We start from the raw sequence: 25406 nt of genomic DNA on the forward strand, positions 1-25406 counted from the left end.
GCCTTATTTCCAGACCGGAATCCCGGTGACGTAAATATTGTCGCCCAGTCTTTCCGTCTCAAGTCCTGTCAGCATAATCGCTTGACCCATCTGTTCGTATCCGCTGAACATGTAATTTCCAGGCGCATCATACCCTCCGATAATCTTAGGGGCGATAAACTGGATGAGCCGATCCACCAGCTTCTGTTCCAGCATCGAGCCATTCAGCGTGCCGCCACCTTCCAGCAAAATGGAGGCAATCCCCATCTGTCCCAGCTTCGCCATCGCAGCCTTCAGATCCACACGCGGTCCTGGCCCGCAGGGGATAACCTGGGCTCCCAGCTCTTCCAGCCCGGTCCGCTTCGTCTCATCCGCCTGCTCCGTCGTCAAGATCCACGTCGGCGCCAATCCGTCTGTCACGACATGGCTGTCGAGCGGGATTCGCAAGCTGGAGTCCACAATGATCCTAACCGGATCCAGCCCGTCCACGCCAAGTCTCGTCGTCAGACTCGGATTATCGGCGATAACTGTAGACACGCCTACCATGATGCCTTGATGGCGATGACGCAGCGTATGCACAAGTGCTCTTGATTCTTCATTGGATATCCACTTGCTATCGCCGGTTTTCGAAGCGATTTTGCCGTCCAGCGTGCTGGCTGTTTTTAACGTTACGAAGGGCTGACCTGTCGTAATGAACTTAATGAAGGTTTCGTTCAAGCGAAGAGCACGCTCCTTAAGGACACCGGTCTCAACCCGGATTCCCGCTGCACGCAGCATTTGAATCCCTTTGCCCGCAACCAGAGGATTGGGGTCCTCGCAAGCAACAACCACTCGCTGAACACCCTCGGCAATCAGCCTCTCGCTGCAAGGCGGCGTTGTACCGTAGTGACTGCAGGGTTCCAGTGTCACGTACACCGTACTGCCCGCCGCTTTGCTGCCAGCCATATTCAGGGCATGAACCTCAGCATGCGGTGTTCCACGCTCCAAATGCGTTCCTACCCCTGCAAGCGCGCCATCCTTAACTATCACACAGCCGACAACCGGATTAATCCCGGTTTGACCCTGAGCACGTTCAGCAAGGTCCAGCGCAAGTGACATATAGAATTCATCGTTGACGATATCCATGCTAAACATGCTCCTTTCCCAACGTTCACATAAAAAAGCCCTGCCAAAGATTCGGGGGAATCCTTAACAGAGCTTGATGGAAGTTAATAATCGACACGCTAAATAACCGTCATGAATGCAGGTTTTGCTTATAACAAACAACTCAAATCCGTTACCGGCGACATCAAATCATCGCAAGTACAGGCTTGAACCGCATGTGAAAACCTGCACATAACGCATATCACGTTGTGCGCATAGACACAAATAGCACATGTTGCTTATGTGTCTTTCACTCCTTCTCCCATCCAGACTATACTGTCGGTCCCGGAATTTCACCAGGTCCACCGCATACGGTGTGCAACAGCACACGCATATCCGGGTCACGGACTAAGACGCAGCCATCTGCTTTCTAAAGCTCAATCACTGCGTTCATCACCGCCGGTAGGGAATTTCACCCTGCCCCGAAGGATTAAACATATGAAATTGTTTGATCTTATGAAGAATCTTATCACCACCTTTTGAAAATTGCAAGAAAAAACAACTAACTTTTTTAAAGTTTATAACTTAATACCAATATGTGTATTGGAAGTAGAAGGAGAATTCTCCTCCAAGGGAGAACAGTTTAAGTTGGGCAAACACGGGAGCAAGATAAAGTTAAAAAAGGAGCGCGTAACGATGAAAACTTCGCTGGACATTGTCGTCCGTCCTACGGAAATCGACGTCAACGGACATGTAAATAACGCCAAATACCTGGAATATCTGGAGTGGGGCCGTGAGGAATGGTACGAAGCAGGAGACCTTCAATATGATATGTTGAAACGGCTCGGGATCCAGACCGTTACCGTCAATATCAATATCAATTACCGCAAGGAGTGCGGCCAAGGCGAAAGGCTAACCGTCGTGACCGAACCGAAATCTATCGGTCGTACGAGTTATGTGCTGATTCAGACGATTTACAACGAAGAGGGAGAGCTTTGCGCGGATGCTGCCGTTACCAGTGTGGCGATGGATGTACTTACTCGTAGGAGCAGGCCTGTTCCGGAAGAGCTCCGCCAATTATTCCCTGCCCCTGCGTAATCCCTCCCCGAATAATCAAACAGGCTCACCCTTAAGGGTGAGCCTGTCCTGAACAGAAGCTGATTGTTATGCTTCGTATACTTCTACTTTTTCCATTTTGTCGCGGCCTTTGAATGCATCCACGTACTCCATGCCCTCTACAACTTTACCGAACACCGTATGCTGTCCGTCCAAATGCGGCTGCGGCTCGTAGCAAACATAGAACTGGCTTCCGCCCGTGTTGCGGCCGGCATGCGCCATGGCCAAGCTTCCACGCTCATGCTTGTTAGGGTTGATCTCGCAGTTAATTGTATAGCCAGGACCGCCGGTTCCCGTTCCCTGTGGGCAACCGCCTTGCGCCACGAACCCAGGGATTACGCGGTGGAACACAAGACCGTTATAAAAACCGGAGTTTGCCAATTTCTCAAAATTAGCTACCGTGTTCGGTGCATCATTCTCAAACAGGTCAAGCACAACCTCTTTGCCGTTCTCCAATGTGATCTTCGCCTTTTTAGCCATATGTGTTATCTCCTTCCGTTATTAGAACGCTTCACTCGATTTTTTTACAATGCATTGTATAGTTTACTATGAATTGAGCCCCGAAGCAAAGCGATCTTGTCCCCCGTTCACACATTCCATATCAAGTCCTGGGCAAGCCAAAGAGCCCTGACCGCTGCCGGAGGCAGTGGCGGGCCCTCTTGGATATTAGAGGCGTAAAACATCCGTTTAGCTCGTTACAGTTTCTTTCGTTACACTTGCCGGCACGACATCATGGCTGACGATGTCCGCAAGGGACTCACGGCGTACGACCAGATTGCTCTGTCCGTCCTTCACGAATACGACCGCAGGTTTACGGATCCGGTTGTAGTTGCTAGCCATGGAATAGTTGTATGCGCCTGTGCAGGATACAGCCAGCAAATCGCCTGTTGCTACCTTCGGAAGCTCCAGGTCCCAGATCAGCATATCTCCGCTCTCACAGCACTTGCCGGCAATGGATACCGTTTCTTCCGGCTTCTCATTAGCCCGGTTTGCGAGCAACGCTTCATATTTCGACTCGTACAGCGCCGGACGCGGGTTATCCGTCATTCCGCCGTCTACGGCAACGTATTTACGTACTCCGGGAATATCCTTGCTTGTGCCTACCGTGTAAAGGGTGGTGCCTGCGTCACCAACAATGCTCCGGCCCGGTTCCACCCATATTTCAGGAAGTTCGGAACCAAGGCCCGCAAAGTGGGTCTTCACGGCATCCGTGATCGCTTTTACATACTGGGATACTTGAAGCGGCGTATCTCCATCCACGTAACGGATACCGAAACCACCGCCCAGGTTCACAACCTTGAATACAACCCCCAAGCCTTCTTTAACGGAAGCCGCGAATTCAGCTACGCGCTGAACGGCCATCTGAAAGCCTTCCACCTCAAAAATCTGGGAGCCGATATGGGAATGAATGCCCATCAGATGAATATTCGCTTGAGCTTCGGCAAGCTTCACCGCTTCATAAGCTGAGCCGTTGCCGATATCGAAGCCAAATTTCGAATCCGTTTGGCCTGTTGAGATATACTCATGCGTATGAGCCTCAACACCCGGTGTCACGCGAAGCAAAATGTTGACCTTCCGGTTCTTCTCGGCAGCAATCGCTTGCAGCATATGAAGTTCAACTACGTTATCGACAACAAAACAGCCGATTTCCGCATCCAGCGCCATCTCAATCTCTTCCGGCGTTTTATTATTTCCGTGGAAATGAATCCGTTCTGCCGGGAATCCGGCCTCAAGTGCGGTGTACAGCTCTCCGTCGGAAACGACGTCAAGCGACATCCCTTCCTGGTCAGCCAATTGGCACATGGCCATCACGCAAAACGCTTTACTTGCATACGCGACTTGGAACTTCAAGCCTGATGCCTTGAAGGCCTCGATGTATTCCCGGCAGCGATTACGAACCGACTGCTCGTCTACAATATATAGAGGTGTTCCATATTGAGCTTTCAAATCGGATGTGTCACACCCGCCGATTTCCAAATGCCCCTGATCGTTAATCTTGCTTGTACCGTGTAAAAACATGCTTACAATTCCTCCGATCCATTGATTCAAAAATAGGGTAATCGAATAATTGTTCACAGTATAGCAGACAACGGAAGGTAATCAAAATGGATTTTTCAACACAACATTTGTGTTATTGTTAATGCTCGCCTCTCGGATTCATTTCAGGACCCATTTTGGTGTTGTCGCGCGTTTTGTTGATAGACGGGCGTCTTCTTGACATGAGCAGCGGTTTACGGAATAAAATTTCACCCATCGCTTTTGCACTAAATGGTATAAACGGCCACAAATAAGACGAGTTATAGGAACGATGGGTCGTCAGGAGCAGAATCAGAAGCGTCGTCCCGATGACAAAGCCCTTCACCGCGAACAGGGCTGTTGCAAGCAGAAGGAGCAGCCTGACCATCCGGTTTGCAAGTCCCAGCTCATAACTCGGAGTAGCGTACATCCCGATGGACGCAACCGCCATATACAGGACAACCTCGTTGACAAACAATCCGGTCTTAACCGCGATGTCGCCGATCAAGATCGCAGCGATCAACCCCATCGCCGACGCTAGCGGTGTCGGCGTATGCACGGCAGCCAAACGGAGCAAATCCACACCGAATTCAACGATCATAAACTGCAGGATAATCGGAATTTTAGCGTTCTCCTGCGGACCGATGATATCGAGACCCGGCGGCTTCAGCTCAGGATGAACAACCAGCAGCATCCACAGCGGGAGCAGGAACATGGATGCAAAAATGCCTATAAAACGTATCCAGCGGAGATAAGTCCCCATAAACGGGGTCTGGCGATTCTCCTCGGCATGCATACAGAGATCCAAAAACGTGGTTGGCATAATCATTACGCTCGGTGAAGTATCTACCATGACAACAATTCGGCCTTCGAGCAGATGCGAGGATACTACATCCGGCCGTTCCGAATATCTGACCAGTGGAAAAGGGTGCCAACCTTTGTTCACAATCGCTTCTTCGAGCTGCTTATCTCCGATAGGAAGCCCCTCTAAATCCACTTCCTGTATTTTCCTGCGAATCGCCTCAACCTGAGTTCGGTCCACGATGTCATCAATGAAAAGCAGGCACACATCCGTTCTCGTCCGCCTTCCGACCTTCATGACCTCGACGTGCAGTCCCGGATCACGAACCCGTCTTCGCACCAGGTTCACGTTGGTAACGAGTGTCTCCGTAAAACCATCCCTTGCGCCGCGAACGACGCGTTCCACCGCAGGCTCTTCGAGCCCGCGCACAGGATATTTACGGGTATCCAACAAGATGGCGGAATGTGCATCCTCAATAAACAGCGCACATATCCCGGAGAGCACTTCGTTAATCACTTTGCTGAGTCTTGTATCCCGCTCCACTTGGACATGGGGAATATAGCGGGTCATCATCTCGGTAAGTGCCTGGTTGCTCACATCCTGCGGTGTCAGGTACGTCAGCCTTGTCAATATATCCGTCACGATGGCATCATTCGTGAAGCCGTTTAAGAAGAGAAGCCCCGCATTTCTGCCGGCAAAGTTCATTTCACGGAATACCACATCAAAAGAAACCCCAAGACCGATAACTTCCTTAAGCACTTTTTTCAGATCACTCAGCTTCGCGGGAACATGGTCCGTTTGCTGCCAGTAGATGACGGATTCCTCAGTGCTGTTGGAGGTTTCGGCCTCCCTCTTCCCCTTCAGCTCTTGTTCCTCCAACGCTTTGATCTCCGACGGGGGAATGATCGGAATATCGGTTTCCAGTTCGCCGCTATGTGTTGTTTTCTCGTCCATAACCTACCTCCTAGCCATAACTATCACTTGCTGTAAACAAACCAGTCGAACAGAGAGCCCGCTACCTTGCCTGCCACCATGGCCATTAGAAGACCAAACAAATACCCCGTCAACCGGAGCCGCTTGGCCAGAATCGGCAATACATTCAACACTTCCGTCAATGCGGCTGCCAGCATGCCGATGAAAATCCCGCACATCAATCCAATCACGGTACTCACAACCGGTCCCAATGGAACCGACCATCTCCAGAAATCGGCCACCGTGCCGATGAAAGATCCCGCTATTAAAGCCCCTTCATACCAATGGACCCGGCTGTAAGTTGCCGTCAGTTGGGACAATCTCGGGATGATGTCCAGCACGATGATGAGTGCGATGACTCCGCCGCCGACGGCGATGCCCCCGGCAACACCAAGAACACAGGTGAATATCCCTTGCAGAATGGACAGCATCATGGTTCCTTACCTGCCGTATCGGCTCCGGCGTTCATTTTCCGATATTCTTCGGCGACCACGAACTGATCCAGATTTTCCTGATAGAGGTACATTTCCACCTCAAGCGGGGTCGGTTCTTCATTCCATTTTTTCTTGAACAAATGATTGAAGAACACCGTCATTCCGAATCCGAGCCCCAGCGAGTAAGCAATCTGGAACAAATAGGGATGCTCGTCCCTCTTCCCCGTCACCATTTCGACGATTCGGATCTGTACCTCGAGCATGTTGACGTCGGCATGGAAGTTCATAATGGTCAGTGCCGAACCGAAAAACAAGAGCAGCCAAATGAGCGGGAACCACAATTTTGACCGCTTGCTTTCCGGACCGACAAGCTCCACCAGGGTATGATGGTTTCCCATTGGTTCAATATGGACGCCAGGAATCAAGACTTGAATCTTCGGGATGATTTGAATCAGATCCATGACAAGGCGATTGCCATCGATATCCTTCGGCTGCGTAAGCGGCAGGGCTCTAAGCCGTTTCTCCCATTCGGGTTCGCAGACAATGAAGGCAACATCACCTAGTTTGACGGTTTGGTTCTTTGGTAACCGTATGCGGCTCCTTAGCTGCAGAAACACCGTCGGAGTGGGATTAACCTTCATCCGAAACACTCCTTTACTGCTAAATTACCGTTAGTATGGGAAATCTCTCTCCTTTCTACTCGGATTTACCATACTTTCTTTATCCGCCAAACCACCAAGGGGTTTGCTGAAAAATGAAAAAAACGCCGTCCCCTAAGGGCGGCGTCAGTTTGATCAGGCTTTAGAATAACGGCTGAGGCCCGCTACTGCGCGATCTCGTTCCGTATGCTCTGCAATATTTTTTTCTCAAGTCGCGATACCTGTACCTGGGATATGCCCAGCCGGCTGGCAACTTCCGACTGCGTCTGATCCCGGTAATACCGCAGATAAACAATGAGCCGCTCCCGTTCGGTCAAGCCTCCTATCGCTTCATTCAAGGCCAGCTTGTCGAACCATCGTTCCTGCGACTCATCAGCTATCTGATCCATAAGCGTTATGGGATCCCCGTCATTTTCAAATACGGTCTCATGAATCGAGGTTGGCGGTTTGTTCGCCTCCTGGGCAAACACCACTTCTTCGGGGGTTACCCCAAGCTCTTCGGCAACCTCTTTCACCGTTGGAAGACGATCAAGCTGCTTGGACAGCTCGTCCCGCTTCTTCCTGACTTTGTTGGCCATTTCCTTAAGCGATCGGCTGACCTTCAGGGTCCCGTCGTCCCTTAAGAAGCGCTGAATTTCTCCAATGATCATCGGTACGGCATAGGTCGAGAACTTTACGTCATAACTGAGATCGAACTTGTCCACGGATTTGAGGAGACCGATACAGCCGATCTGAAACAGATCATCAGGCTCATACCCCCGGTTCATAAACCGCTGAACGACAGACCAGACAAGACGAATATTACAGTTGACGAGCGTGTCCCGGGCGACATTATCCCCGCTTTGGCTAAGTGCAATGAGTCGTTTGACCTCCGCGTCGTCCAAATAAGTCTGCGAAGTTTTCTTCACATCGGCATCCATTTGTCCAACCCCTAATTATATAAAGCTTTCTTAGATTCGATCCTCTTTTTCATTTTGATCGACGTACCGCTGCCTGGTTCGCTGACCACTTCAAATTCGTCCATGAAATTTTCCATGATGGTGAATCCCATGCCGGATCGCTCCAGCTCTGGCTTGGATGTATAAAGCGGCTGTTTGGCCATTTCCAAATCTTCGATCCCATGGCCGGAATCTTCAATGCACAGCGTGATCATATCCCCGTCTATTAGGGCTTCAATCTTGACAACCCCTTCCGGATCACTATCGTAACCGTGGATAATGCTGTTTGTAACTGCTTCGGAGACTACCGTTTTCAGGTCACTCAGCTCATCCATGTTGGGATCCATCTGGGAGATGAACGCAGCCACGGCGACACGGGCAAAGGATTCGTTTTCCGACCTTGCGGCAAACTGCAGAGTCATAAAATTATGCTGTGCTTTCCCTTCACTCATGACACTACCTCCAAACCCGAGAGTGCCGTGCCCTCGTTCTCATATATCGGCATGATCTTGAACAGCCCCGACATTTCAAGCAAGCGGTAAACCTGCGGCTTGACATCGCATACCGCCATCTTTCCGCCCTTTTGCTTGATGAATTTATAGCGTCCCAGGATGACCCCAAGTCCTGAGCTGTCCATAAAGTCCAAGTCCTTTAAGCTCAGCACCAAGTGCTCTGTTTGACGTCTCTGAATAGCTTCATCCAGTTGCATCCGGACATGATCGGCCGTATGATGATCCAGTTCCCCGGACAGACGGACGATCAGTACATGCCTGTGATGCTCCATATCAACATGCAGATTCATGTTTGCTCACTCTCCTCCCTGACATGAACAAAGATTTCTACATTTGAAAAAGACATTCCTGCATCCCGACAAAACTAGAAGAAAACTCCTATGAATCTACATGAAACAACTTGCCGGTTGTCCGTTTGAACAGCTTCCAGAACCCGGCCTTCTTCACCTCGACAGGAGAGGTCAGCTCGAACTCCTTGACCACGCGATCACCTTGATAGACCGTTAGCTTGCCGACAACTTGTCCTGCGGCTACCGGCGCCTTCAAATTCGGGTCCATCTGAATTTCATGACGGATATCCGGACTCTTTACGCCCTTCTTAACCAGCACGCTGTAATCTTTATCCGCTTGAATCGAGATCTCGGGCACGGTTCCCTTCTGGACCTTCACGATACCTAACACTTCACCCGGTTTATAGATGGAATGCATCGAATACTGGGAAAAGGCATAGTCAAACATGCGAGATACTTCATTATTCCGCGTCTTCGTATCCGGAGCTCCCATCACAACAGCAACAGCGCGCAGTCCGTCCCGTTTGGCCGTTGCCGATAAACAGAATTTGGCCTCTGACGTGTATCCGGTTTTCAATCCGTCAGCACCAGTGTAGAATCGAACCAGTTTGTTCGTATTGACCAGCCAGAACGGTTTTTCTGAATCTTTACGCAAATAATCCTGATAGGCCCCCGTATATTTGGTGATCTGGTCATATTTCAGCAGCTCCCGGCTCATGACCGCAATGTCGTGGGCCGAAGTGTAATGATTCTCTGCGGGTAGTCCGTTGCAGTTCACAAAATGCGTATCCTTCATTCCCAGCTCGGCTGCTTTCTCATTCATCAGCTTGACAAAGGCTTCCTCTGAGCCGGCAATTTTCTCCGCCACCGCGACGGAAGCATCATTGCCTGATGCCATGGCAATGCCTTTGAGCATCTCATCCACCGTCATTTCTTCACCGGGCTCAAGAAAGATCTGGGATCCGCCCATAGAGGCCGCATATTCGCTGGTACGCACCTTATCCGTCCACTGCAATTGTCCTTCATCGATGGCCTCCATCGTAAGCAGCATCGTCATGATCTTGGTGATGCTCGCCGGAGGCAGCTTATCATGGCTGTTTTTCTCGTAAATAATGGTTCCGGTATCCGCATCCAGCAATATAGCAGAACGAGCACCTGGTGCCAGTTCCTCTTGTGATGATCCTTCCCCGGGTTTGCTACTTTCTTCTGCATAACTTGGTACAGCTGCGCTGGACAACCCTACACATAGAACCAGAAATCCAGCGATTAACGCTTTTTTCACTTCCATCCCCTCCTGACATTCGTAATGGCATCCCGAAAAACAACGGGTCTGTTATTCATTGTCGTCAGGATGAAAACAAATTATTCCAGTATTTTACGGAAATATTATCGCCTGATCGGAAGTGAACACAGCAAAAAGGGCTGGGCTCGACGGATGTAAATCCGCCGGAGCCCAGCCCTTTGCTAAAATAGGTTATTACATTTTTGGAATAATGGCCATGACAAGCGCAAGGAATTTCTCCCGAACCTTCTCGGCTGTCTCCATAACCTCGTCATGGGACAGCGGTTGATCCAATATTCCGGCTGCCATGTTGCTGATGCAAGAAATGCCCAGCACTTCAAGACCGGCATGTCTGGCCACAATGACCTCAGACACCGTGGACATGCCTACCGCATCCGCACCGAGCGTACGCAGCATGACGATCTCGGCGGGTGTTTCATAGGTTGGTCCGAGCAAACCTGCGTAGACCCCTTCTCTCAGCGCAACGCCTTGACCCACGGCCACTTCTTTTGCCAATTGGCGAAGCTGACGGCTGTATGCCTGGGACATGTCCGGGAACCGGACGCCAAGATCCGGATCATTAGGCCCGATTAACGGGTTGGTGCCTGTCATGTTCAGATGATCGGAGATCAGCATGAGATCACCTGGCTCGAAGGACGTGTTGATACCGCCCGCCGCATTGGTAACCAGCAGACTCTTCACACCCAGCTCTTTCATGACGCGCACCGGGAAAGCAGTCACTTCCGGACCATAACCTTCATACATATGGAATCGCCCCTTCATCAGAACGACAGGTCTATTGTGAATCGTACCCAGCAGCAGTTCTCCTTCATGGCCTTCTACAGTCGATACGGGAAAATGAGGAATGTCCGTGTACGGGATGGACATCGGATTCTCAATCAATTCGGCCAGCACGCCGAGTCCTGAACCCAATATCAGGCCGACCTGGGGCTCGACGCCCTTCTGCCCGCGTATGTATGCCGCTGCTTCCTTAATGCTCTGCTGATTAATTGAACTCATGTTCATACCTCTCCTAACTGAGAATAAGTTGTAGATCCTAGTAGAGTAGGCCCCACTAAGATCTCGGGTGATAATGATCATATACTTCCTTCATGCTTTTCTTGGTGGATTGATACATGCCGGTGGTGGATAATGCCGAGTGACCCAGCATCTCCTGGACCGAACGTAAGTCGGCGCCGTTCTGCAGCATATGAATGGCAAACGAATGGCGAAGGGTATGCGGCGTGATTTCCTCATCGATTTCGGCCAGCTTGCCATACTTTTTAATAATTTTCCAAAATCCCTGCCGTGTCAAGCGCGTACCGAGCGAATTCAGGAATAATGCATCCTCATCAGCATCTCGAATCAGCTTGTCCCGCATCTCTTGCATATAAAATGCCACGTTCTCGGCTGCGATCTGGGTAATCGGAAGAATTCGCTCCTTCCCTCCGGAAACGGCACAGCGCAGGAAGCGCATCTCCATATTGATGTCATGAGTGCTCAAGTTCACCAGTTCCGACACCTTGATGCCTGAAGCATACAGCAGCTCCAGCATCGCTTTGTCCCGGGCCCCCTGAGGGGTGCCGGAATCCGGAGCCGACAGCAGCTTGTCCACCTGCTCAATGGTCAGCGACTTGGGCGGCTTCCGTTCCGGCTTCGGATTATCCAGCAGTTGGGTCGGATCTTGAGCTATAACGGCCTGACGCACCAAATATTGAAAAAAGGAACGCAAGGAAGCCGTGCAGCGAAGCAGGCTCGATGCCGCCTTGCCCTGCTGCCGCAGTCTTCCCATGTATAAGCCAAGCATGGTTCGTGTAACTTCCTGCGGATGGATAACGTCTCTTTCCGCTGCAAAAGCAATGAATCCTTGTAGGTCGGCCCGGTACGATTCCATCGTACTTCGGGACAGTCCCTTCACATCTTCCAGATAGGTTACATATTCGTCCAAATATTGTTTCATGATCTTTTTGCTCCTATTCCCATGTGCCCTTTACCAGCACGATCACTCCCCATACCAGTAGTACAATCGCAGACGTTCCGCCGGCGAATATCGGGAGTCCATGGTGCTTTCAGGCTGAAAAGCCTTAACCGCTTGACCGGAAGGCGCACGGTAAGGATCCACTGGGGTCAGCCAATCTCCCACCCATCCCAGCACGAAGTAAAAAAACATCGTCAGAACGGCAAACATCGTAATAAATCGGATTAGTGAGCCTATTTTTCGGATCGATATAATCACTGGCAGCGCCTCTCTTTCATCTCTTTGCATTGATCACCAAGTGAAAGTGGGTATTACAGGTATCACTTCACGTAAAGCCTATGATACAAGCTGCAGGATTATGACGGCGGCTTTCCTCTGATCCGTTCTTTAGTCATTGGACTTGGCGGTTATTGGGATAGAATAAAAAAAACGTCTTCTCGACGTACGTTGATGGTGTAGAATGATAGATTGTTCTTGCGTGAACGATACGGATTCGTGCATGTTCCATTTATATTTTGGTTACCATCTAAAAAACCCTCCCGGCTTACCGCCGTAGAGGGCTTGCCGTGATGGTCATCACTGCGGTTTGTTGAATGGTATGAAATTATGATTTGTCCTGGTCCTTGCCCTTCTCTTTGCAACGGTAGCATATGCCATGGAAATCAAGCCGATGGTCATGAACGGTAAAGTTGAACTCTCGCTCTAACCGCTCTTCCAATGGACCGAGCCAATCCTCGCGTATCTCATCCATGCTTCCACATTGAGTACATATCAAATGATGATGGTGATGCTTCGAAGTATCCGTCCGCAAGTCATAACGGGCGACACCATCGCCAAAATTTATCTTCTCGACAACATGAAGCTCACTGAGCAGCTCTAGGGTACGGTACACGGTTGCCAGACCGATCTCCGGAGCCTTCTCTTTCACGAGCATAAATACATCCTCTGCGCTAAGGTGGTCGTCTTCATTTTCCAACAATACGCTTACCGTGGCTTCCCGTTGGGGCGTTAATTTGTATCCTTGGGATTGTAGCTGCTGCTTAATTTTGTCGATCCGCGCTTCCATCGTTTCCCTCCCCCTTGGAAATCACTGCACGTTATTGTTCACTTCCTTCATTATAGGGGGATTTGACAAACAAAGTCAAACGGTTTTGCTTTATGGAAAAATTCGCGGATTATAGCAACATTGGCGTGACCCAGCGCATCATGGCCGGGGTTACCCAGGTTTCAAATGAAGCGACTCCGAGCGTTAACAGGACCATGAAAAAGGTCAGCATCGCATACGAAGCAAAGGGCTTTACCATGCTCCCGCCGCGATTCATAATAAATCGGTCCCTGATAATGTATAGTGAGAAGGTTATGGCGGCTACGCTGCACATCATGAGCACGGGGATGATGAACAAATTTTGCGGCGCAATCGACACCAAGGCGAACAGCAGGCCTTTCCAGGAATACTGTCCGACCAAGTAACCGACCGTAAACCCAATAAGCACTCCTTTTAAGAAGTCCAATATCAATATTCCCGGAAGCCCGATGACGGACAATCCCAGAATCCATATCAAACCGATCCATTTCAGATGAAGGGCTGCGATGCTCCAGTAAGAAGACTGACTCATGGTTTCTCCACCGTCCTGCACGTTTACAAAAAAGTGGTTTAAATATCGGGCCATTTCCTGCTGCTGCTCCAATGAAAGTGCATTGACCATCAACGCTCCAAACAGCACGCCAACTAAAAACAAGACGCCCACGAACACATAGAGCATGGTCTGATCCTTGAAGGCTTGGCGGAATGATTGCATAGAATAGAGTCTCCTTTCTGTGTCTCTACTCTACTCTATGACCATCACCCTCCTTGTATGACCTGTGATTGAAAGAGTTGATCGATTTACCGGAGAACCTTCCCGTATGAGCCCCCGCCGCCATCCGATAAGGACAATGTCCCGTTCCGGGCCATCACAATGCTGGCAGCGAGCCCCTCTCCGGCAACAGCGGCAAGCTCCGCTTCCGTAGCCTGATGAAGGATTTTCATTTCGGTCCCGAAAGCCCCCAGCAGCTTCGACATCGACGATTTGCCAAGGCCCGGGATGAACTCTAGCGGAACCTGATAGTGATAAGCCGGCCGGCTTTGCGGTACCATGGGCTCTTTGCGGTCAGCGATGTTCAGAATCCGATCAAACACGCCCTGTACCAGCTTGGTACTGCCGCAGAATGGACATCGCACCAATTCATGTATATCGCTGCCCTCCTCCAGTATGCTGTCGCAGCCGCTGCAGTAAGAACGATGGTATTTTCCGAGTCTGGGATTCAGCCCGTAGTTCGCACTGATTCTTCTACCGTTACTTGTTCCAAGGGCCTGGCGAAATTCAGAAAATGAAGGCTTCGCCATGTCGATCCGGTTGTATTCCCTGCCGATTTTCCCAAGCGAATGCGCATCCGAATTGGTCAGGAAGGAATAGGCGTCCAGTTCGCTTATCCGCCCTGCCATCGAGGAGTCGGCACTGAGCCCAAGCTCTATTCCTGCAATCCCGTCCAAGTCCAGCACCTCGCTCATACGGTCTGCCATGCTGCCGTACAGTCCCTTATGAGGCGTAAAAACGTGTGCAGGTATCAGCAGCCCGCCGCGGTCTAGAATCTCCTGCTGCAGCTCACGGGGGCTCACATAGATACGCTGCGAACTAAGCTGCACGTTCTTCATGTATTTTGCCATCCAGCCAGTGAATTCCTGGATGGTGTTCAGATCAGGGAAATAGGCCAGCACATGGGCTGCGCCACGGCCGCTTTCACGTATTTCAATCTCGCTTCCAAGCAAGATCACCGTATCCTGATACGCAATTCCGCCTCCATCGATCTCCTGCATGACCCCGCTGTCCAAACACTGGAGAATATCGTGCTGTACCGAAGGAGAGTGGCAATCGATGATGCCAATCATTTGGATGCCTTTCCGCTCCGATGCCTCCACGGCTATATTTTCAAAGGTCAAATTGTTACTTGCGCTTATTTTCACAGCTTGTCCGCTGCTTGTGCGCCCTATGTGAATGTGCATGTCGCAGTAATAGGACTGAAGCTTCTCCCCGGTTGACATGTTCTTTTCAGGCTGCAGCATATCAGATTTTTCCTGTCAGGCTATACATATTCCAAGCATACACGGCGAGAATGGTCTTCGCATCGCTGATTCTCTCTTCTTGGATGAGTGAATATGCCTCTTCCAGGGAGATTTCCATCATCTCTATAAATTCATCCTCATCCGGGTTCATCTCGCCGCTGACCAGATCCTCTGCCAGATATAAGTGAATGATTTCATCGGCAAATCCCGGGGATGTATAGAAGGAATGCAGCTTGCGAATGGAACCGCACGTATAACCCGTTTCTTCCTGTAGTTCGCGCTTCGCGGCTTCCAGCGGATCCTCTCCCCGCTCCAGCTTGCCTGCAGGGATTTCAACCTCACAGCGCCCTAGCGGCTGTCGAAATTGATTAACGGCCAACATTTTATCGCCTCTTAATGCGAGCACCGCTACTGCACCGGGGTGTCTGACAACTTCACGTTTCGCGGTCTCCCCATTTGGCAGTTTCACCGTATCGACCTGCAGTGAAATGATTTTCCCTTCAAAAATCGATTGGGTAGACAGCGTGGTTTCTTCCAGCAATTTATCCGAGGCTTCTCGGTTCTTACTGCCGATATCGCTCACAAAATGACCTCCTTTGTTTAAAAACGGCATGTCTGACCATGCTATTGCATAAGGTGTATTATATCAAAATTTCCAAGAAAGAAGGAAGCTGCCCATGAAAAGCTACAAAGGGGACCATTCAGTACATATGGTAGGACAAGCCTGGCAGATACGGATCATGCTGAAACAGTGGCAACAGCAATGGGGTTCGGAAGCGAAGATTATGGATATTATTTCTAAGTCTTCTAAAAATATTTACGAAAACAGGACGTGAAATCAGGTCTTAAGACCTGTTTTTCGACTTTTTTCGAATATGGACCATGACCTTTACACCTATAATGGTGTTATATCATTGGGAGGCTTCGACATGCGACATATACCTATTATTGAAACCGAACCAATTACTAATCCACCTTCAACTGAATATGAGCGCGGAAAATGGTACAAAAGACGCGGGTATCTTGAGAAGGCGTTAAGGAGCTTCAGGGAAGCTGCGCAATCCGCTCCAACCGATAAAACGAGCTCGGGATGGAAGGAAGTTGATCTAAGCTGGCTCGAATACGGGTTGTTGAGCATGCGGATGCGTTCCTTCGACAAATCGGAGGAAGCTTTCCGAACCGTCGTACAGCATTCCGGTACTTACGTTCAAGAGGCTCTGAATCAGTGGGCTGCACTCCTCCACATGCAGGGGATTTCGGACCAAACGATTTGTGAACGACTCCTGAACGAAACGAGGAGCTTTCCATCTTCCAACATGATGGTTGGCAGGTCACTTTTCTACATCGGAGCTTATCCGTATGCTGCCCATTGTTTTGCTGAACAGGGGAGCTTATACCCAGATACCTGTATCCAGTATGTGACTTGCCTGATCATGACGGGTCAAGTATCTGAAGCCATGCAGTTCATCGACAGCTACCTTCGCGATTTGGCTCACCACCCGCGCGAACTGCCTCGTCCAAGAACATCTGGAGTGGCTCAGCTGGCCAGAATCAGGCAGGTGTGCGAGTGGAACATAAGCCATTCGATCCCTGACCGATTTATCGCCATGTCGGAAACTTTAGAATTAGCACGCGCTGCCGTATCGTTTAATATGATCTCCATAGCCGAACACCTGCTTACCCATAGCGGCGACCATGCTTATTATGCTCTGATCTGTTTTCTTTATGATGAAGGCTACAGAGGGCTCGCGATTTCAAAATTGAATCAATTGGAAGCGCTGCCGCTCCTAGAACAAGACAGCAACAGTATAAAAGTATGCGTTATTGCCGCTGAGCATTTATATGATCAAGGAAGATATGATGAGGCTGCATCCCTGCTCGAGCAGCTTAGACTGGCTCACCCCGGGCGTACAGAGATACGATTCGGCGAGGCTGCTTGTTATTTGCAGTCAGCCCTAATCTCCCTCTCTGCCCGCCTTGAGGAGCAATACTCATCTGCAACGGCGAGGAAAGAGATTGAACAGTACCTGGACAACATCAATGCCGCATTGCATGTGGTCGAGAACACGAACTGGCATACCACCTGGTCGCCTGCCCAAAAAAGACGGGAGAATTACTCGCCCATGTCATCCTTGAATTAATAGACAAATCTAAAAGCCCGCAGCGGACTTGAAGCGTCCGTCGCGGGCTTTATACTTTCATAATGGGTCTAATGGTTGACTAGGCTTTAGCCGTTTCCTGGATTATCCCAACGACAATCTGCGCAGCCTTGACCAAATCAGAAGCCTGAATGCGCTCTTGCGTGGTGTGAATGTCTTGATATCCAATCGCCAAATTGACGGTTGGAATTCCAAGGCCGTTAAAAATGTTGGCGTCACTGCCGCCTCCGGAGCGGAACGTGCGGGTTGCTAAGCCCAAACCGCCGATAGCCCGCTGCGCAAGCTGAACAACCTCATCATGTTCATTAAAACTGAAGGCCGGGTATACGATCTCGCTAATGAACTCACAATTGGCATTGTACTCACGAACGGTGGTTTCGAGCGCCTCGCGCATATCGTTCACTTGCTTATCCACTTTCTCTTGAACGATACTGCGTGCTTCAGCATCAATCTGAACATGGTCACAGACGATGTTTGTTGCGCCTCCGCCCTGGAACTTGCCGATATTTGCGGTGGTTTCTTTGTCGATCCGTCCCAGCTTCATTTTGGCTATCGCTTTTGAAGCGACTTGAATGGCACTGATGCCATCCTCCGGATTCACTCCGGCGTGAGCAGACTTGCCCTTGATGATCATTTGGATTTTCGCTTGGGTCGGTGCAGCAACTGCGATTGAGCCTAACTCACCGTTGGAATCCAGGGCAAAACCGAGATCCGCATCCAAAACATCAGGGTCAAGCGCCCGAGCTCCGACCAGACCCGATTCCTCACCTACCGTAATGACAAATTGAACTTGTCCGTGAGGAATGTTATTTTCCTGGATGACCCGAATACCTTCAAGCAATGCCGCGATTCCCGCTTTGTCGTCCGCCCCGAGAATGGTCGTTCCGTCACTTCGAATCCAGCCGTCATCACCCAGTGTCGGTTTGATGCCTTGACCGGGCGTTACGGTATCCATATGGCAGGTAAATAGCAGCTTAGGCGCTTGCTGGGCCCCCTCGTCCGCTTTCCAGGTAATAATCAGATTCCCTGCTCCGTGTCCTGTCTTTTCCTTGGCATCATCTTCGATGACGTCAAAGCCAAGACTGGAAAATTTATGTTTGAGAACGTTGGAGATCTCTTCTTCATGCTTGGTTTCGCTATCGACCTGAACCAATTCCATAAATTCTTGGATGATACGCTCTTCTGAGATCACTGGACTTCCCTCTCTTTCGCAGATACGATACAATGTCTTTATATCTATTTCTCATTGAAATGATGCTGCTTCCATGTATGTTCATCATTAAACCTATTTCAAAGGAGTTACACAATGCAACGTAAAAAGTGGTTTCGAATTGTTATCTATCTCATGCTGATTGCCATGGTCGGATCAACGCTGCTGGTTATCCTTGAGCCATTGTTCCTTCGCTGACACCCTGCATTTACGAGCGCATAAAGTTACAACCAACGAGCCTCATATGGAAATACCCGGGTGAAGAAAGGCACGATCTCCCGGGCTACTTCCTCCACTTCAAAAACCCGCCCCGTACAGTCCTCCAATGAAGTTACACCGTATTCCTGTATGCCGCAAGGAATGATTCCCGAGAATCCCGCGTCTGCAATTCCGGATTTAATATTAAACGCAAAACCATGGCTCGTCACAAATCCGCGATGATGGCGGCCTTTATTGAATTTCACGCCGATGGCGCAAATTTTCATATCCCCTACCCATACTCCGGTGTACTCGGGTTTCCGGCCGGCTTCGATGTTGTATGATGCCAAGTAATCGATGATGACCTGCTCCACGTCGCGCAGAAAACCGTGCAGATTCAAATTCTTGCCGCCATCCAGCAGTAACAACGGATACCCGACAAGCTGTCCAGGACCATGATATGTAATGTCTCCGCCTCGATCTATTTCAAACAGGCCGATGCCCTGTTTTTCCAATTCCTCTTTGCTCAGGAGCAAGTGCTCCGGATGACGCTGTGACCCCATGGTATAGGTCGGAGGATGTTGAAGTAACATCAAGCGCTCGTGCTGCTCTCCCTGATCGATGGCGGAAACATGTTGTTTCTGAAGCTCCCAAGCCATGCCATAATCTACAATCGGCGTGTACGATACATCTAACGGTTTGTTCATGTGCTAACGCCTTCTTTCATAGGGTTCCCACTAACCAATGAATGCTCCTGCGATTGACTTCGGTATGAATAACGTCTGCGAACCTTCTTCCGAAGAATCAGTCCGCAGATCATGTACGAAAATTAATAAAGCTTCGTATCCAGGGTGTAACCTTCCAGGTTATCTTTAACCCGCTGCAGGAATCTTCCGCAGATTACCCCGTCCAAAATCCGATGATCAAGGGATAAACACAGATTTGCCATCGAACGGACCGCGATCATGTCATTGATGACCACAGGCTTTTTAACAATCGATTCAAACGTCAGTATCGCAGCCTGCGGATAGTTGATGATCGGATAGGACAGAATCGAACCGAAGGATCCCGTATTGTTAACCGTAAAGGTACCGCCCTGCATGTCGTCTAACTTCAGCTTGCCTTCACGGGTCTTGCGTGCAAGCTCCTCGATCTCTCTAGCCAAGCCGGCAATATTCTTCTGGTCGGCACGGTGGATGACCGGCGTCAGCACGGAATCCTCTGTTCCGACGGCCAAGGAAAGATTGATATCGCGCTTCACCACGATTTTATCCACGGCCCAGAACGAATTCATGATCGGATAATCTTTAATTGCGTTCACAACGGCTTTCAGCAAAAAGGCCAGGTAGGTCAGATTAACCCCTTCCTTACGCTTGAACTCATCCTTCAGCTGATTACGCAGCAGCACAATGTTAGTCACGTCGACTTCAATCATCGTCCATGCATGCGGAATTTCCGTAACGCTTTGACGCATGTTTCTGGCGATGGCATTACGCATCGGCGTAACATCAATAAAGTATTCCGATCTTCCGCCTTCCATTCCTTCCACTTCGATGGTCGGAATTTTTGGCGATTCCGTCAAATGCAGCCCGGAATGTCGCACATTCGGAATCGCTGTGCCCAGAGGAGGCGACGGTTCCGCAGGCGTCTGATGCTGCAGCCCCTGAAACGGCGATGCCCCGCTCGGCTGAACCGTTTCTTTCGGCGCTTGGGCGCTTTGGACCGGCGCTGCTCCGGCAGGAGCGCCTTGGCCTTGGGCTGCTCCTCCCTTTTCAATATAAGCCAGTACGTCCTTACGGGTGATTCTGCCCCCTATGCCTGACCCCTGGACTCGCGAAAGGTCAATCTGATGCTCGGCTGCCAGCGTCTGCACAGCAGGCGAATACCGGAAACGCATCGAACCCTCTTCACTGCCGCTTCCCTGATGCTGACTCACGGGAGCACTTGCAGCCGGCTGTGGCGAAAGATCTGTACCTTGTCCTGAAGCCACAGAGATCCGGCAAATGATCTCGCCAACATTGACGGTCTGGCCCTCCTGGGCAAGAATCTCTCCCATGACGCCGTCCAAGGTGGATGGAATCTCGGCATTGACTTTGTCGGTAATGACTTCACAGATCGGTTCGTACTGCTCGATGACATCCCCCGGCTTCTTCAGCCACTTGGCAATGGTCGCCGAAACAAGGGATTCCGCCAGCTGAGGCATCGTAACATCGGTCAATTTCTGATTTTCGGACATGCTCACACTCCCTGTTCTTAATAAAGCGCCAATTGACGCATGGATTCTTTGACTTTGTCCTTGTTAAGCATGAAGAATTTCTCCATTGGCGGACTGATTGGCATAGCCGGTACATCCGGACCGCACAAGCGCATGATCGGGGCATCCAGATCATAGAGGCAGTGCTCCGCAATAATCGCGGATACTTCCCCGCCGACGCCGCCGGTCTTATTATCCTCATGTACGATCAGCACTTTACCCGTTGCACGGGCCGCTTCAATAATCGCTTCCCGATCAAGCGGCTGTATGGTACGCAGATCCAGAACATGCGCGCTGATGCCCTCTTCCTGCTCAAGCTCTTCGGCAGCCTGCATGGCAAAGTGCAGCGGCAGGCTGTAGCTGATGACCGTAATATCCGATCCTTCGCGCAGCAGATTCGCTTTGCCGATCGGTACAACGTAATCATCTTCCGGCACATCGCCAGTAATCAGCTTGTAGCATTTTTTGTTCTCAAAAAACAGGACCGGATCCGGATCGCGTATCGCTGCTTTCAGCAGCCCCTTCGCATCATAGGCCGAGTACGGCGCAACGATTTTCAATCCCGGCGTTCCGAAGAACACCGATTCCGGGCACTGGGAATGATACAAGCCCCCGAATATGCCGCCGCCGATCGGCGCACGAATGACGACGGGACAGCTCCAATCGTTATTTGAACGATACCGGATTTTCGCTGCTTCGCTAATGATCTGATTGGTTGCCGGAAACATAAAGTCCGAATATTGCATCTCGGCAATCGGCTTCATGCCATACATGGCTGCACCGATTGCCACACCGGCAATCGCGGACTCTGCGAGCGGGGTATCAAGCACCCTCATTTCGCCGAACTGATCCATCAACCCCTTGGTTGTTGTAAACACGCCGCCTTTGACGCCTACGTCCTCGCCTAACACAAATACGGACTCGTCACGCTCCATCTCTTCCTTCATGGCCAGACGAATTGCATCGATATATTCCATTACCGCCATTCTTTACACGCCCCCTTCATCATCGGCATATACGTGAAGAAGCGTATCTTCAGGCTTCGGAAATGGAGCCAAGTCTGCAGATTCCGTCGCTTCTTTGATCTCCAGGTTTAATTGAGCGATCAAATCCTGATCGCGTGCTTCGTCCCAGAGCCCGCAGTCGACCAAATAATTCTTAAAGCGGGCGACGCCGTCATTCTTCCAGTTCTCTTCGACCTCTTCTTTTGTCCGGTACGCCAAATCGTTATCCGATGTGGAGTGCGGAGACAAACGGTACATCATGGATTCGATCAGTGTTGGGCCTTCTCCGCGAATCGCACGCTCACGCGCTTCCTTCACGGCTGCATATACCTCAAGCGCATCGTTGCCGTCCACTCGAATGCCTGGGAATCCATACCCGAGAGCGCGGTCGCTTACCTTCCCGCTAATCTGTTTATGAAGCGGCACCGAAATGGCATACTGATTATTCTCGCACATGATAATAACAGGGAGCTTGTGAACGCCCGCAAAGTTGCAGCCCTCATGAAAATCCCCCTGATTGCTAGAGCCTTCGCCAAACGTAACAAACGATACAAAATCCTTCTTCTGCATCTTGGCCGCCAGCGCGATACCAACGGCATGCGGAAGCTGTGTGGTTACAGGGCTGGAGCCCGTCACAATTCGCAGACGTTTACTACCGAAGTGTCCCGGCATCTGCCGTCCGCCGCTGTTCGGATCCTCGGCCTTGGCAAAAGCCGACAGCATCAGTTCGCGAGGCGTCATGCCCACTGCCAATACAAATCCGTAGTCGCGGTAATAGGGTAAAAAATAATCCTTCTCCCGGTCAAGGGCAAACGCAGCAGCAACCTGACATGTCTCCTGCCCGATCCCGGATACGTGAAAGTTAATTTTGCCCGCCCGCTGCAGCAGCAGGTTGCGCTCGTCGAATCTTCGTGCCAGCACCATATATTTGTACATGTCTAGCACTTGTCCGTCGGTCAGTCCAAGCTGCTCATGCCTATTGTTGTTTGCCGTAACCGTTTCATGTTCTTTCATGGAGATCCCTCCTTTATGTGAGCCATGACTTCAGGCTTGATCACCGGCCTCGTAACATGAGTTTAAAGGCATATTTGATCAAGTATTAAAACCTGGTACTAAGACTTGGCTTAATGTTATTATAATCCCTTTCTCGGCAAAAAGAAATGAGGGATTCCACAAAAGGATGTTCTCATCCCTACAAACCGATGGCTCGTCCATCCACCGCAAGCATCGCTTCGCCGATGATTTCGGATAATGATGGATGGGCATGCACCGCCGCTCCCACTTCCCATGGAGTCGCATCCAGTACTTGTGCCAGAGCCGCTTCGCCGATCAGCTCGGTTACATGCGGGCCAATCATATGCACGCCCAGAATATCTTGCGTCTTCTGATCGGCAATGACCTTCACGAACCCCTCTTTCGTTCCGTGGATCAACGATTTGCCAATCGCCGAGAACGGAAATTTTCCGATCCGGATCTCATGTCCGCGATCTTTGGCCTGCTTCTCCGTCAGTCCGACGCTGGCTACCTCATGACGGGTATAGATGCAGCGAGGGATCCATTCACTGCGGTAGGCTTCCGCCTTCTCGCCTGCCAGATGGTTCACGGCTGCAATCCCTTCGTGGCTTGCCGCATGGGCAAGCTGAAGACCCCCGATGCAATCGCCGATCGCGTAAATATGGGGTTCCGTTGTTTGCATATTGGCATTCACCACAATGACGCCGTTCGCAACCCGAACGTCCGTATTTTCAAGTCCGATATTTTCAGTATTGCCGATTCTGCCGACAGAAAGGAGCAGCTTGTCCGCTGACAATGTTCTTGTATCGTCCTTTTGCTCGATCGTGATGGACACGCTTTGATTCCGAACCTCACAGCTGTCGGTTTGAAGTGAAACGTTGGTGATCACCTCTACGCCTCTGGCGGTAAGCATCTTTGTCAGCTCACGTCCAATCTCCTCGTCTTCGGCTGGCAGCAGATGTGGCGAAGCTTCCACAATCGTGACCTGAACGCCAAAATCATTCAGCATCGAAGCCCATTCCACGCCGATTACGCCGCCTCCTACGATGATGATGGATGCAGGAAGCTCATCCAGCTGAAGCGCATGGTCGCTTGTCAGTATATGTATGCCGTCAGGCTCAAGTCCCGGTAAGTGACGCGGACGCGAGCCGGTCGCGATGATCAGATGAGTGGGAACCACGGTTTCCATCTCGCCATCCGGAAGCTCAACCGCCACTGCGCCGCTGCGCGGAGAGAAGATGGACGGGCCGATGACTCTCCCTTTGCCTTGCACGACGGTAATTTTATTTTTGCGCATCAAATATTGAACGCCCTGGTGCAGCTTATCGACGATACCGTCTTTGCGCTTTTGCACTTTGTCAAACGATAGCCGGACCCCATCTGTCTCGATTCCATAGCTCTCGCTATCCTTCATTTCCGCATACAATTCGGCACTCCGAAGCAAAGATTTGCTCGGAATACAGCCGCGGTGCAAGCAGGTTCCCCCCAATTTGTCCTGCTCGATGATGACCACATTTTTACCAAGCTGGGCTGCACGGATGGCCGCAACATATCCACCGGTTCCCCCGCCAAGAATTGCTACATCACATGTTATAGCCACAAACGGCACCTCCATAATAAGTCCAGTTATACACTTTCATTGTACTCTCTTTTTTTCGGATTACAAAATCATCATCCATAATCGAAATAGACATACCCCTATGAAAAAGGTATGATAAACGGTAGTTCATTACATCAGTCGCAGGAAGGAATCTTCTATGAAAATGTTAATTTCCCGCTTTATTGCCATCTTGATTTTAGTTATCCCGGGTTTTATGGCAATGAAGGGTTTCTTAATGATGAAAGATGCGGTTTTTCTATATATTTCCGTTCATGGAGATGACAGCGTGGCAAACCCCGCTTTCGAATGGCTACCTTTTCTAGGCGGGCTGGCCCTGTTTGTCATCGGTATCGGATTCTTGGGCGGCTGGATTCTGTTCCGGGACCGCAAGCGAAATTACGTTGGACCCCGATTCAAAAAGAAGCGCCAGGCGCCGAAGTCAGGAACGCCATCTAAAAGCTAATCATGCGATATCAGGAAGCCCATGCTTCGTATGTTTACCGCTTTATGATATTTCCAAAAAAAACACCGGGGAGCCATCCCCGGTGTTTATCATATGTTCTGGACTCCGCCGTTTATTCCATTAGTGCGTCCTTCAGTTTACTCGACATCCTCGTTTCTCTGGACGTCGCTTTCAGCGCGGTTTTCCTCAGATTAAAATTTTGTTTCGTCAAAACTTCCAGCTCTTCATACATCGCATGGATTAGCGTTAGGGCTTCCGGAGATAAGCCTCCTTTGGATTCTACCTCTCGAATACGCTCTTTCCATGCTTCCATCTTGTCGCTCATGCTGATCTTCCTTTC

The 25406-nt window shown here is 50.4% G+C and carries 29 protein-coding genes and 1 riboswitch; of the genes, 5 read left to right on the top strand and 24 right to left on the bottom strand.

The genetic code is table 11. From position 1 onward, the window contains the following. Nucleotides 1-3: 3 nt before the first annotated feature. Nucleotides 4-1104, bottom strand: a complete 1101-nt coding sequence (ribD, locus tag ACETK5_RS17100) for a bifunctional diaminohydroxyphosphoribosylaminopyrimidine deaminase/5-amino-6-(5-phosphoribosylamino)uracil reductase RibD (protein WP_394056883.1) — start codon at nucleotides 1102-1104, stop codon at nucleotides 4-6. A gap of 268 nt (nucleotides 1105-1372) precedes the next feature. Further along, nucleotides 1373-1556: riboswitch (FMN riboswitch) on the bottom strand. Nucleotides 1557-1758: 202 nt separating this feature from the next. On the opposite strand from ribD, the gene ACETK5_RS17105 reads away from it, so the two are divergent. Then, nucleotides 1759-2160, top strand: a complete 402-nt coding sequence (locus ACETK5_RS17105) for an acyl-CoA thioesterase (RefSeq protein WP_326112197.1) — start codon at nucleotides 1759-1761, stop codon at nucleotides 2158-2160. Nucleotides 2161-2226: 66 nt separating this feature from the next. On the opposite strand, the gene ACETK5_RS17110 is transcribed toward ACETK5_RS17105, so the two are convergent. The 16 genes from ACETK5_RS17110 to ACETK5_RS17185 form a co-directional block, all read right to left on the bottom strand. Continuing rightward, on the bottom strand, nucleotides 2227-2658 hold the full coding sequence (locus ACETK5_RS17110; RefSeq protein WP_009595227.1) for a peptidylprolyl isomerase: 432 nt from the start codon (nucleotides 2656-2658) through the stop codon (nucleotides 2227-2229). Nucleotides 2659-2865: 207 nt separating this feature from the next. After that, nucleotides 2866-4197 (bottom strand): diaminopimelate decarboxylase, encoded by a 1332-nt coding sequence (gene lysA / locus ACETK5_RS17115; RefSeq protein WP_326097506.1) that lies wholly within the window; start codon nucleotides 4195-4197, stop codon nucleotides 2866-2868. Nucleotides 4198-4315: 118 nt separating this feature from the next. Continuing rightward, nucleotides 4316-5950: a spore germination protein gene (locus tag ACETK5_RS17120; protein ID WP_394056886.1), complete on the bottom strand. Its 1635-nt coding sequence runs from the start codon at nucleotides 5948-5950 to the stop codon at nucleotides 4316-4318. Nucleotides 5951-5973: 23 nt separating this feature from the next. Beyond that, the gene (locus tag ACETK5_RS17125; protein WP_100536274.1) at nucleotides 5974-6402 is read right to left on the bottom strand and encodes a stage V sporulation protein AB; all 429 of its coding nucleotides are present in this window, start codon (nucleotides 6400-6402) and stop codon (nucleotides 5974-5976) included. Further along, a complete protein-coding gene (locus ACETK5_RS17130; protein WP_326112202.1) occupies nucleotides 6399-7043 on the bottom strand; it encodes a stage V sporulation protein AA in 645 nt (214 codons plus the stop codon). Before ACETK5_RS17130 ends, ACETK5_RS17125 begins: the two co-directional genes overlap by 4 nt. Before the next feature lie 182 nt (nucleotides 7044-7225). Beyond that, nucleotides 7226-7981 (bottom strand): RNA polymerase sporulation sigma factor SigF, encoded by a 756-nt coding sequence (sigF, locus tag ACETK5_RS17135; protein ID WP_006209412.1) that lies wholly within the window; start codon nucleotides 7979-7981, stop codon nucleotides 7226-7228. A gap of 11 nt (nucleotides 7982-7992) precedes the next feature. Further along, a complete protein-coding gene (gene spoIIAB, locus ACETK5_RS17140) occupies nucleotides 7993-8451 on the bottom strand; it encodes an anti-sigma F factor (RefSeq protein WP_100536272.1) in 459 nt (152 codons plus the stop codon). Beyond that, complete coding sequence (gene spoIIAA, locus ACETK5_RS17145) at nucleotides 8448-8801, bottom strand: anti-sigma F factor antagonist (protein ID WP_076320918.1); 354 nt, start codon at nucleotides 8799-8801, stop codon at nucleotides 8448-8450. Before spoIIAA ends, spoIIAB begins: the two co-directional genes overlap by 4 nt. A gap of 88 nt (nucleotides 8802-8889) precedes the next feature. Beyond that, nucleotides 8890-10083 (bottom strand): D-alanyl-D-alanine carboxypeptidase family protein, encoded by a 1194-nt coding sequence (locus ACETK5_RS17150; protein WP_100536271.1) that lies wholly within the window; start codon nucleotides 10081-10083, stop codon nucleotides 8890-8892. A gap of 195 nt (nucleotides 10084-10278) precedes the next feature. Further along, nucleotides 10279-11103, bottom strand: a complete 825-nt coding sequence (locus ACETK5_RS17155) for a purine-nucleoside phosphorylase (RefSeq protein WP_394056890.1) — start codon at nucleotides 11101-11103, stop codon at nucleotides 10279-10281. A gap of 55 nt (nucleotides 11104-11158) precedes the next feature. Then, nucleotides 11159-12043, bottom strand: a complete 885-nt coding sequence (locus tag ACETK5_RS17160; protein ID WP_394056891.1) for a site-specific tyrosine recombinase — start codon at nucleotides 12041-12043, stop codon at nucleotides 11159-11161. Between the two features lie 42 nt (nucleotides 12044-12085). Further along, complete coding sequence (locus ACETK5_RS17165; RefSeq protein WP_243390617.1) at nucleotides 12086-12349, bottom strand: YqzK family protein; 264 nt, start codon at nucleotides 12347-12349, stop codon at nucleotides 12086-12088. Between the two features lie 316 nt (nucleotides 12350-12665). Next, on the bottom strand, nucleotides 12666-13127 hold the full coding sequence (gene fur, locus ACETK5_RS17170) for a ferric iron uptake transcriptional regulator (RefSeq protein ID WP_394056893.1): 462 nt from the start codon (nucleotides 13125-13127) through the stop codon (nucleotides 12666-12668). 109 nt (nucleotides 13128-13236) lie between these two features. Beyond that, nucleotides 13237-13860 (bottom strand): stage II sporulation protein M, encoded by a 624-nt coding sequence (gene spoIIM / locus ACETK5_RS17175; RefSeq protein ID WP_100536267.1) that lies wholly within the window; start codon nucleotides 13858-13860, stop codon nucleotides 13237-13239. Nucleotides 13861-13946: 86 nt separating this feature from the next. Then, nucleotides 13947-15164 carry an endonuclease Q family protein gene (locus tag ACETK5_RS17180; RefSeq protein WP_394056894.1) on the bottom strand — a complete coding sequence of 406 codons (1218 nt, stop codon included), beginning with the start codon at nucleotides 15162-15164 and terminating at the stop codon, nucleotides 13947-13949. A gap of 1 nt (nucleotide 15165) precedes the next feature. Next, on the bottom strand, nucleotides 15166-15747 hold the full coding sequence (locus tag ACETK5_RS17185; protein ID WP_326112208.1) for an NUDIX hydrolase: 582 nt from the start codon (nucleotides 15745-15747) through the stop codon (nucleotides 15166-15168). A gap of 94 nt (nucleotides 15748-15841) precedes the next feature. On the opposite strand from ACETK5_RS17185, the gene mciZ reads away from it, so the two are divergent. Together mciZ and ACETK5_RS17195 are read left to right on the top strand one after the other, a co-directional pair. Beyond that, on the top strand, nucleotides 15842-16000 hold the full coding sequence (mciZ, locus tag ACETK5_RS17190) for a Z-ring formation inhibitor MciZ (RefSeq protein WP_127594187.1): 159 nt from the start codon (nucleotides 15842-15844) through the stop codon (nucleotides 15998-16000). Nucleotides 16001-16093: 93 nt separating this feature from the next. Beyond that, entirely contained in the window at nucleotides 16094-17305 is a 1212-nt protein-coding gene (locus ACETK5_RS17195) for a tetratricopeptide repeat protein (RefSeq protein ID WP_394056896.1), read from the top strand. 79 nt (nucleotides 17306-17384) lie between these two features. Here ACETK5_RS17195 and ACETK5_RS17200 read toward each other — a convergent pair whose 3' ends face one another. Further along, nucleotides 17385-18515, bottom strand: a complete 1131-nt coding sequence (locus ACETK5_RS17200) for a tripeptidase T (RefSeq protein WP_394056898.1) — start codon at nucleotides 18513-18515, stop codon at nucleotides 17385-17387. 114 nt (nucleotides 18516-18629) lie between these two features. Between ACETK5_RS17200 and prli42 the strand changes: the two genes are divergently transcribed. Then, nucleotides 18630-18731: a stressosome-associated protein Prli42 gene (prli42, locus tag ACETK5_RS17205; RefSeq protein ID WP_015734477.1), complete on the top strand. Its 102-nt coding sequence runs from the start codon at nucleotides 18630-18632 to the stop codon at nucleotides 18729-18731. 26 nt (nucleotides 18732-18757) lie between these two features. Here prli42 and lipB read toward each other — a convergent pair whose 3' ends face one another. From lipB to lpdA, 5 genes are all read right to left on the bottom strand, one after another. Next, nucleotides 18758-19438: a lipoyl(octanoyl) transferase LipB gene (gene lipB, locus ACETK5_RS17210; RefSeq protein ID WP_394056900.1), complete on the bottom strand. Its 681-nt coding sequence runs from the start codon at nucleotides 19436-19438 to the stop codon at nucleotides 18758-18760. 122 nt (nucleotides 19439-19560) lie between these two features. Beyond that, on the bottom strand, nucleotides 19561-20967 hold the full coding sequence (locus tag ACETK5_RS17215) for a dihydrolipoamide acetyltransferase family protein (RefSeq protein WP_394056902.1): 1407 nt from the start codon (nucleotides 20965-20967) through the stop codon (nucleotides 19561-19563). 17 nt (nucleotides 20968-20984) lie between these two features. Continuing rightward, the gene (locus tag ACETK5_RS17220; protein WP_394056903.1) at nucleotides 20985-21971 is read right to left on the bottom strand and encodes an alpha-ketoacid dehydrogenase subunit beta; all 987 of its coding nucleotides are present in this window, start codon (nucleotides 21969-21971) and stop codon (nucleotides 20985-20987) included. Between the two features lie 3 nt (nucleotides 21972-21974). Then, complete coding sequence (locus ACETK5_RS17225) at nucleotides 21975-23003, bottom strand: thiamine pyrophosphate-dependent dehydrogenase E1 component subunit alpha (protein WP_394056905.1); 1029 nt, start codon at nucleotides 23001-23003, stop codon at nucleotides 21975-21977. Between the two features lie 178 nt (nucleotides 23004-23181). Further along, the gene (gene lpdA, locus ACETK5_RS17230) at nucleotides 23182-24603 is read right to left on the bottom strand and encodes a dihydrolipoyl dehydrogenase (RefSeq protein WP_394056907.1); all 1422 of its coding nucleotides are present in this window, start codon (nucleotides 24601-24603) and stop codon (nucleotides 23182-23184) included. Between the two features lie 157 nt (nucleotides 24604-24760). On the opposite strand from lpdA, the gene ACETK5_RS17235 reads away from it, so the two are divergent. Beyond that, nucleotides 24761-25066, top strand: a complete 306-nt coding sequence (locus tag ACETK5_RS17235) for a DUF2627 domain-containing protein (protein ID WP_394056909.1) — start codon at nucleotides 24761-24763, stop codon at nucleotides 25064-25066. 112 nt (nucleotides 25067-25178) lie between these two features. Here the strand turns inward: ACETK5_RS17235 and ACETK5_RS17240 are convergent, their stop codons facing one another. Then, nucleotides 25179-25391, bottom strand: a complete 213-nt coding sequence (locus tag ACETK5_RS17240) for a hypothetical protein (RefSeq protein ID WP_100536255.1) — start codon at nucleotides 25389-25391, stop codon at nucleotides 25179-25181. Nucleotides 25392-25406 lie beyond the last annotated feature (15 nt).

The organism is Paenibacillus ilasis (assembly GCF_043195395.1).
Lineage (GTDB): Bacteria > Bacillota > Bacilli > Paenibacillales > Paenibacillaceae > Paenibacillus_AQ > Paenibacillus_AQ lautus.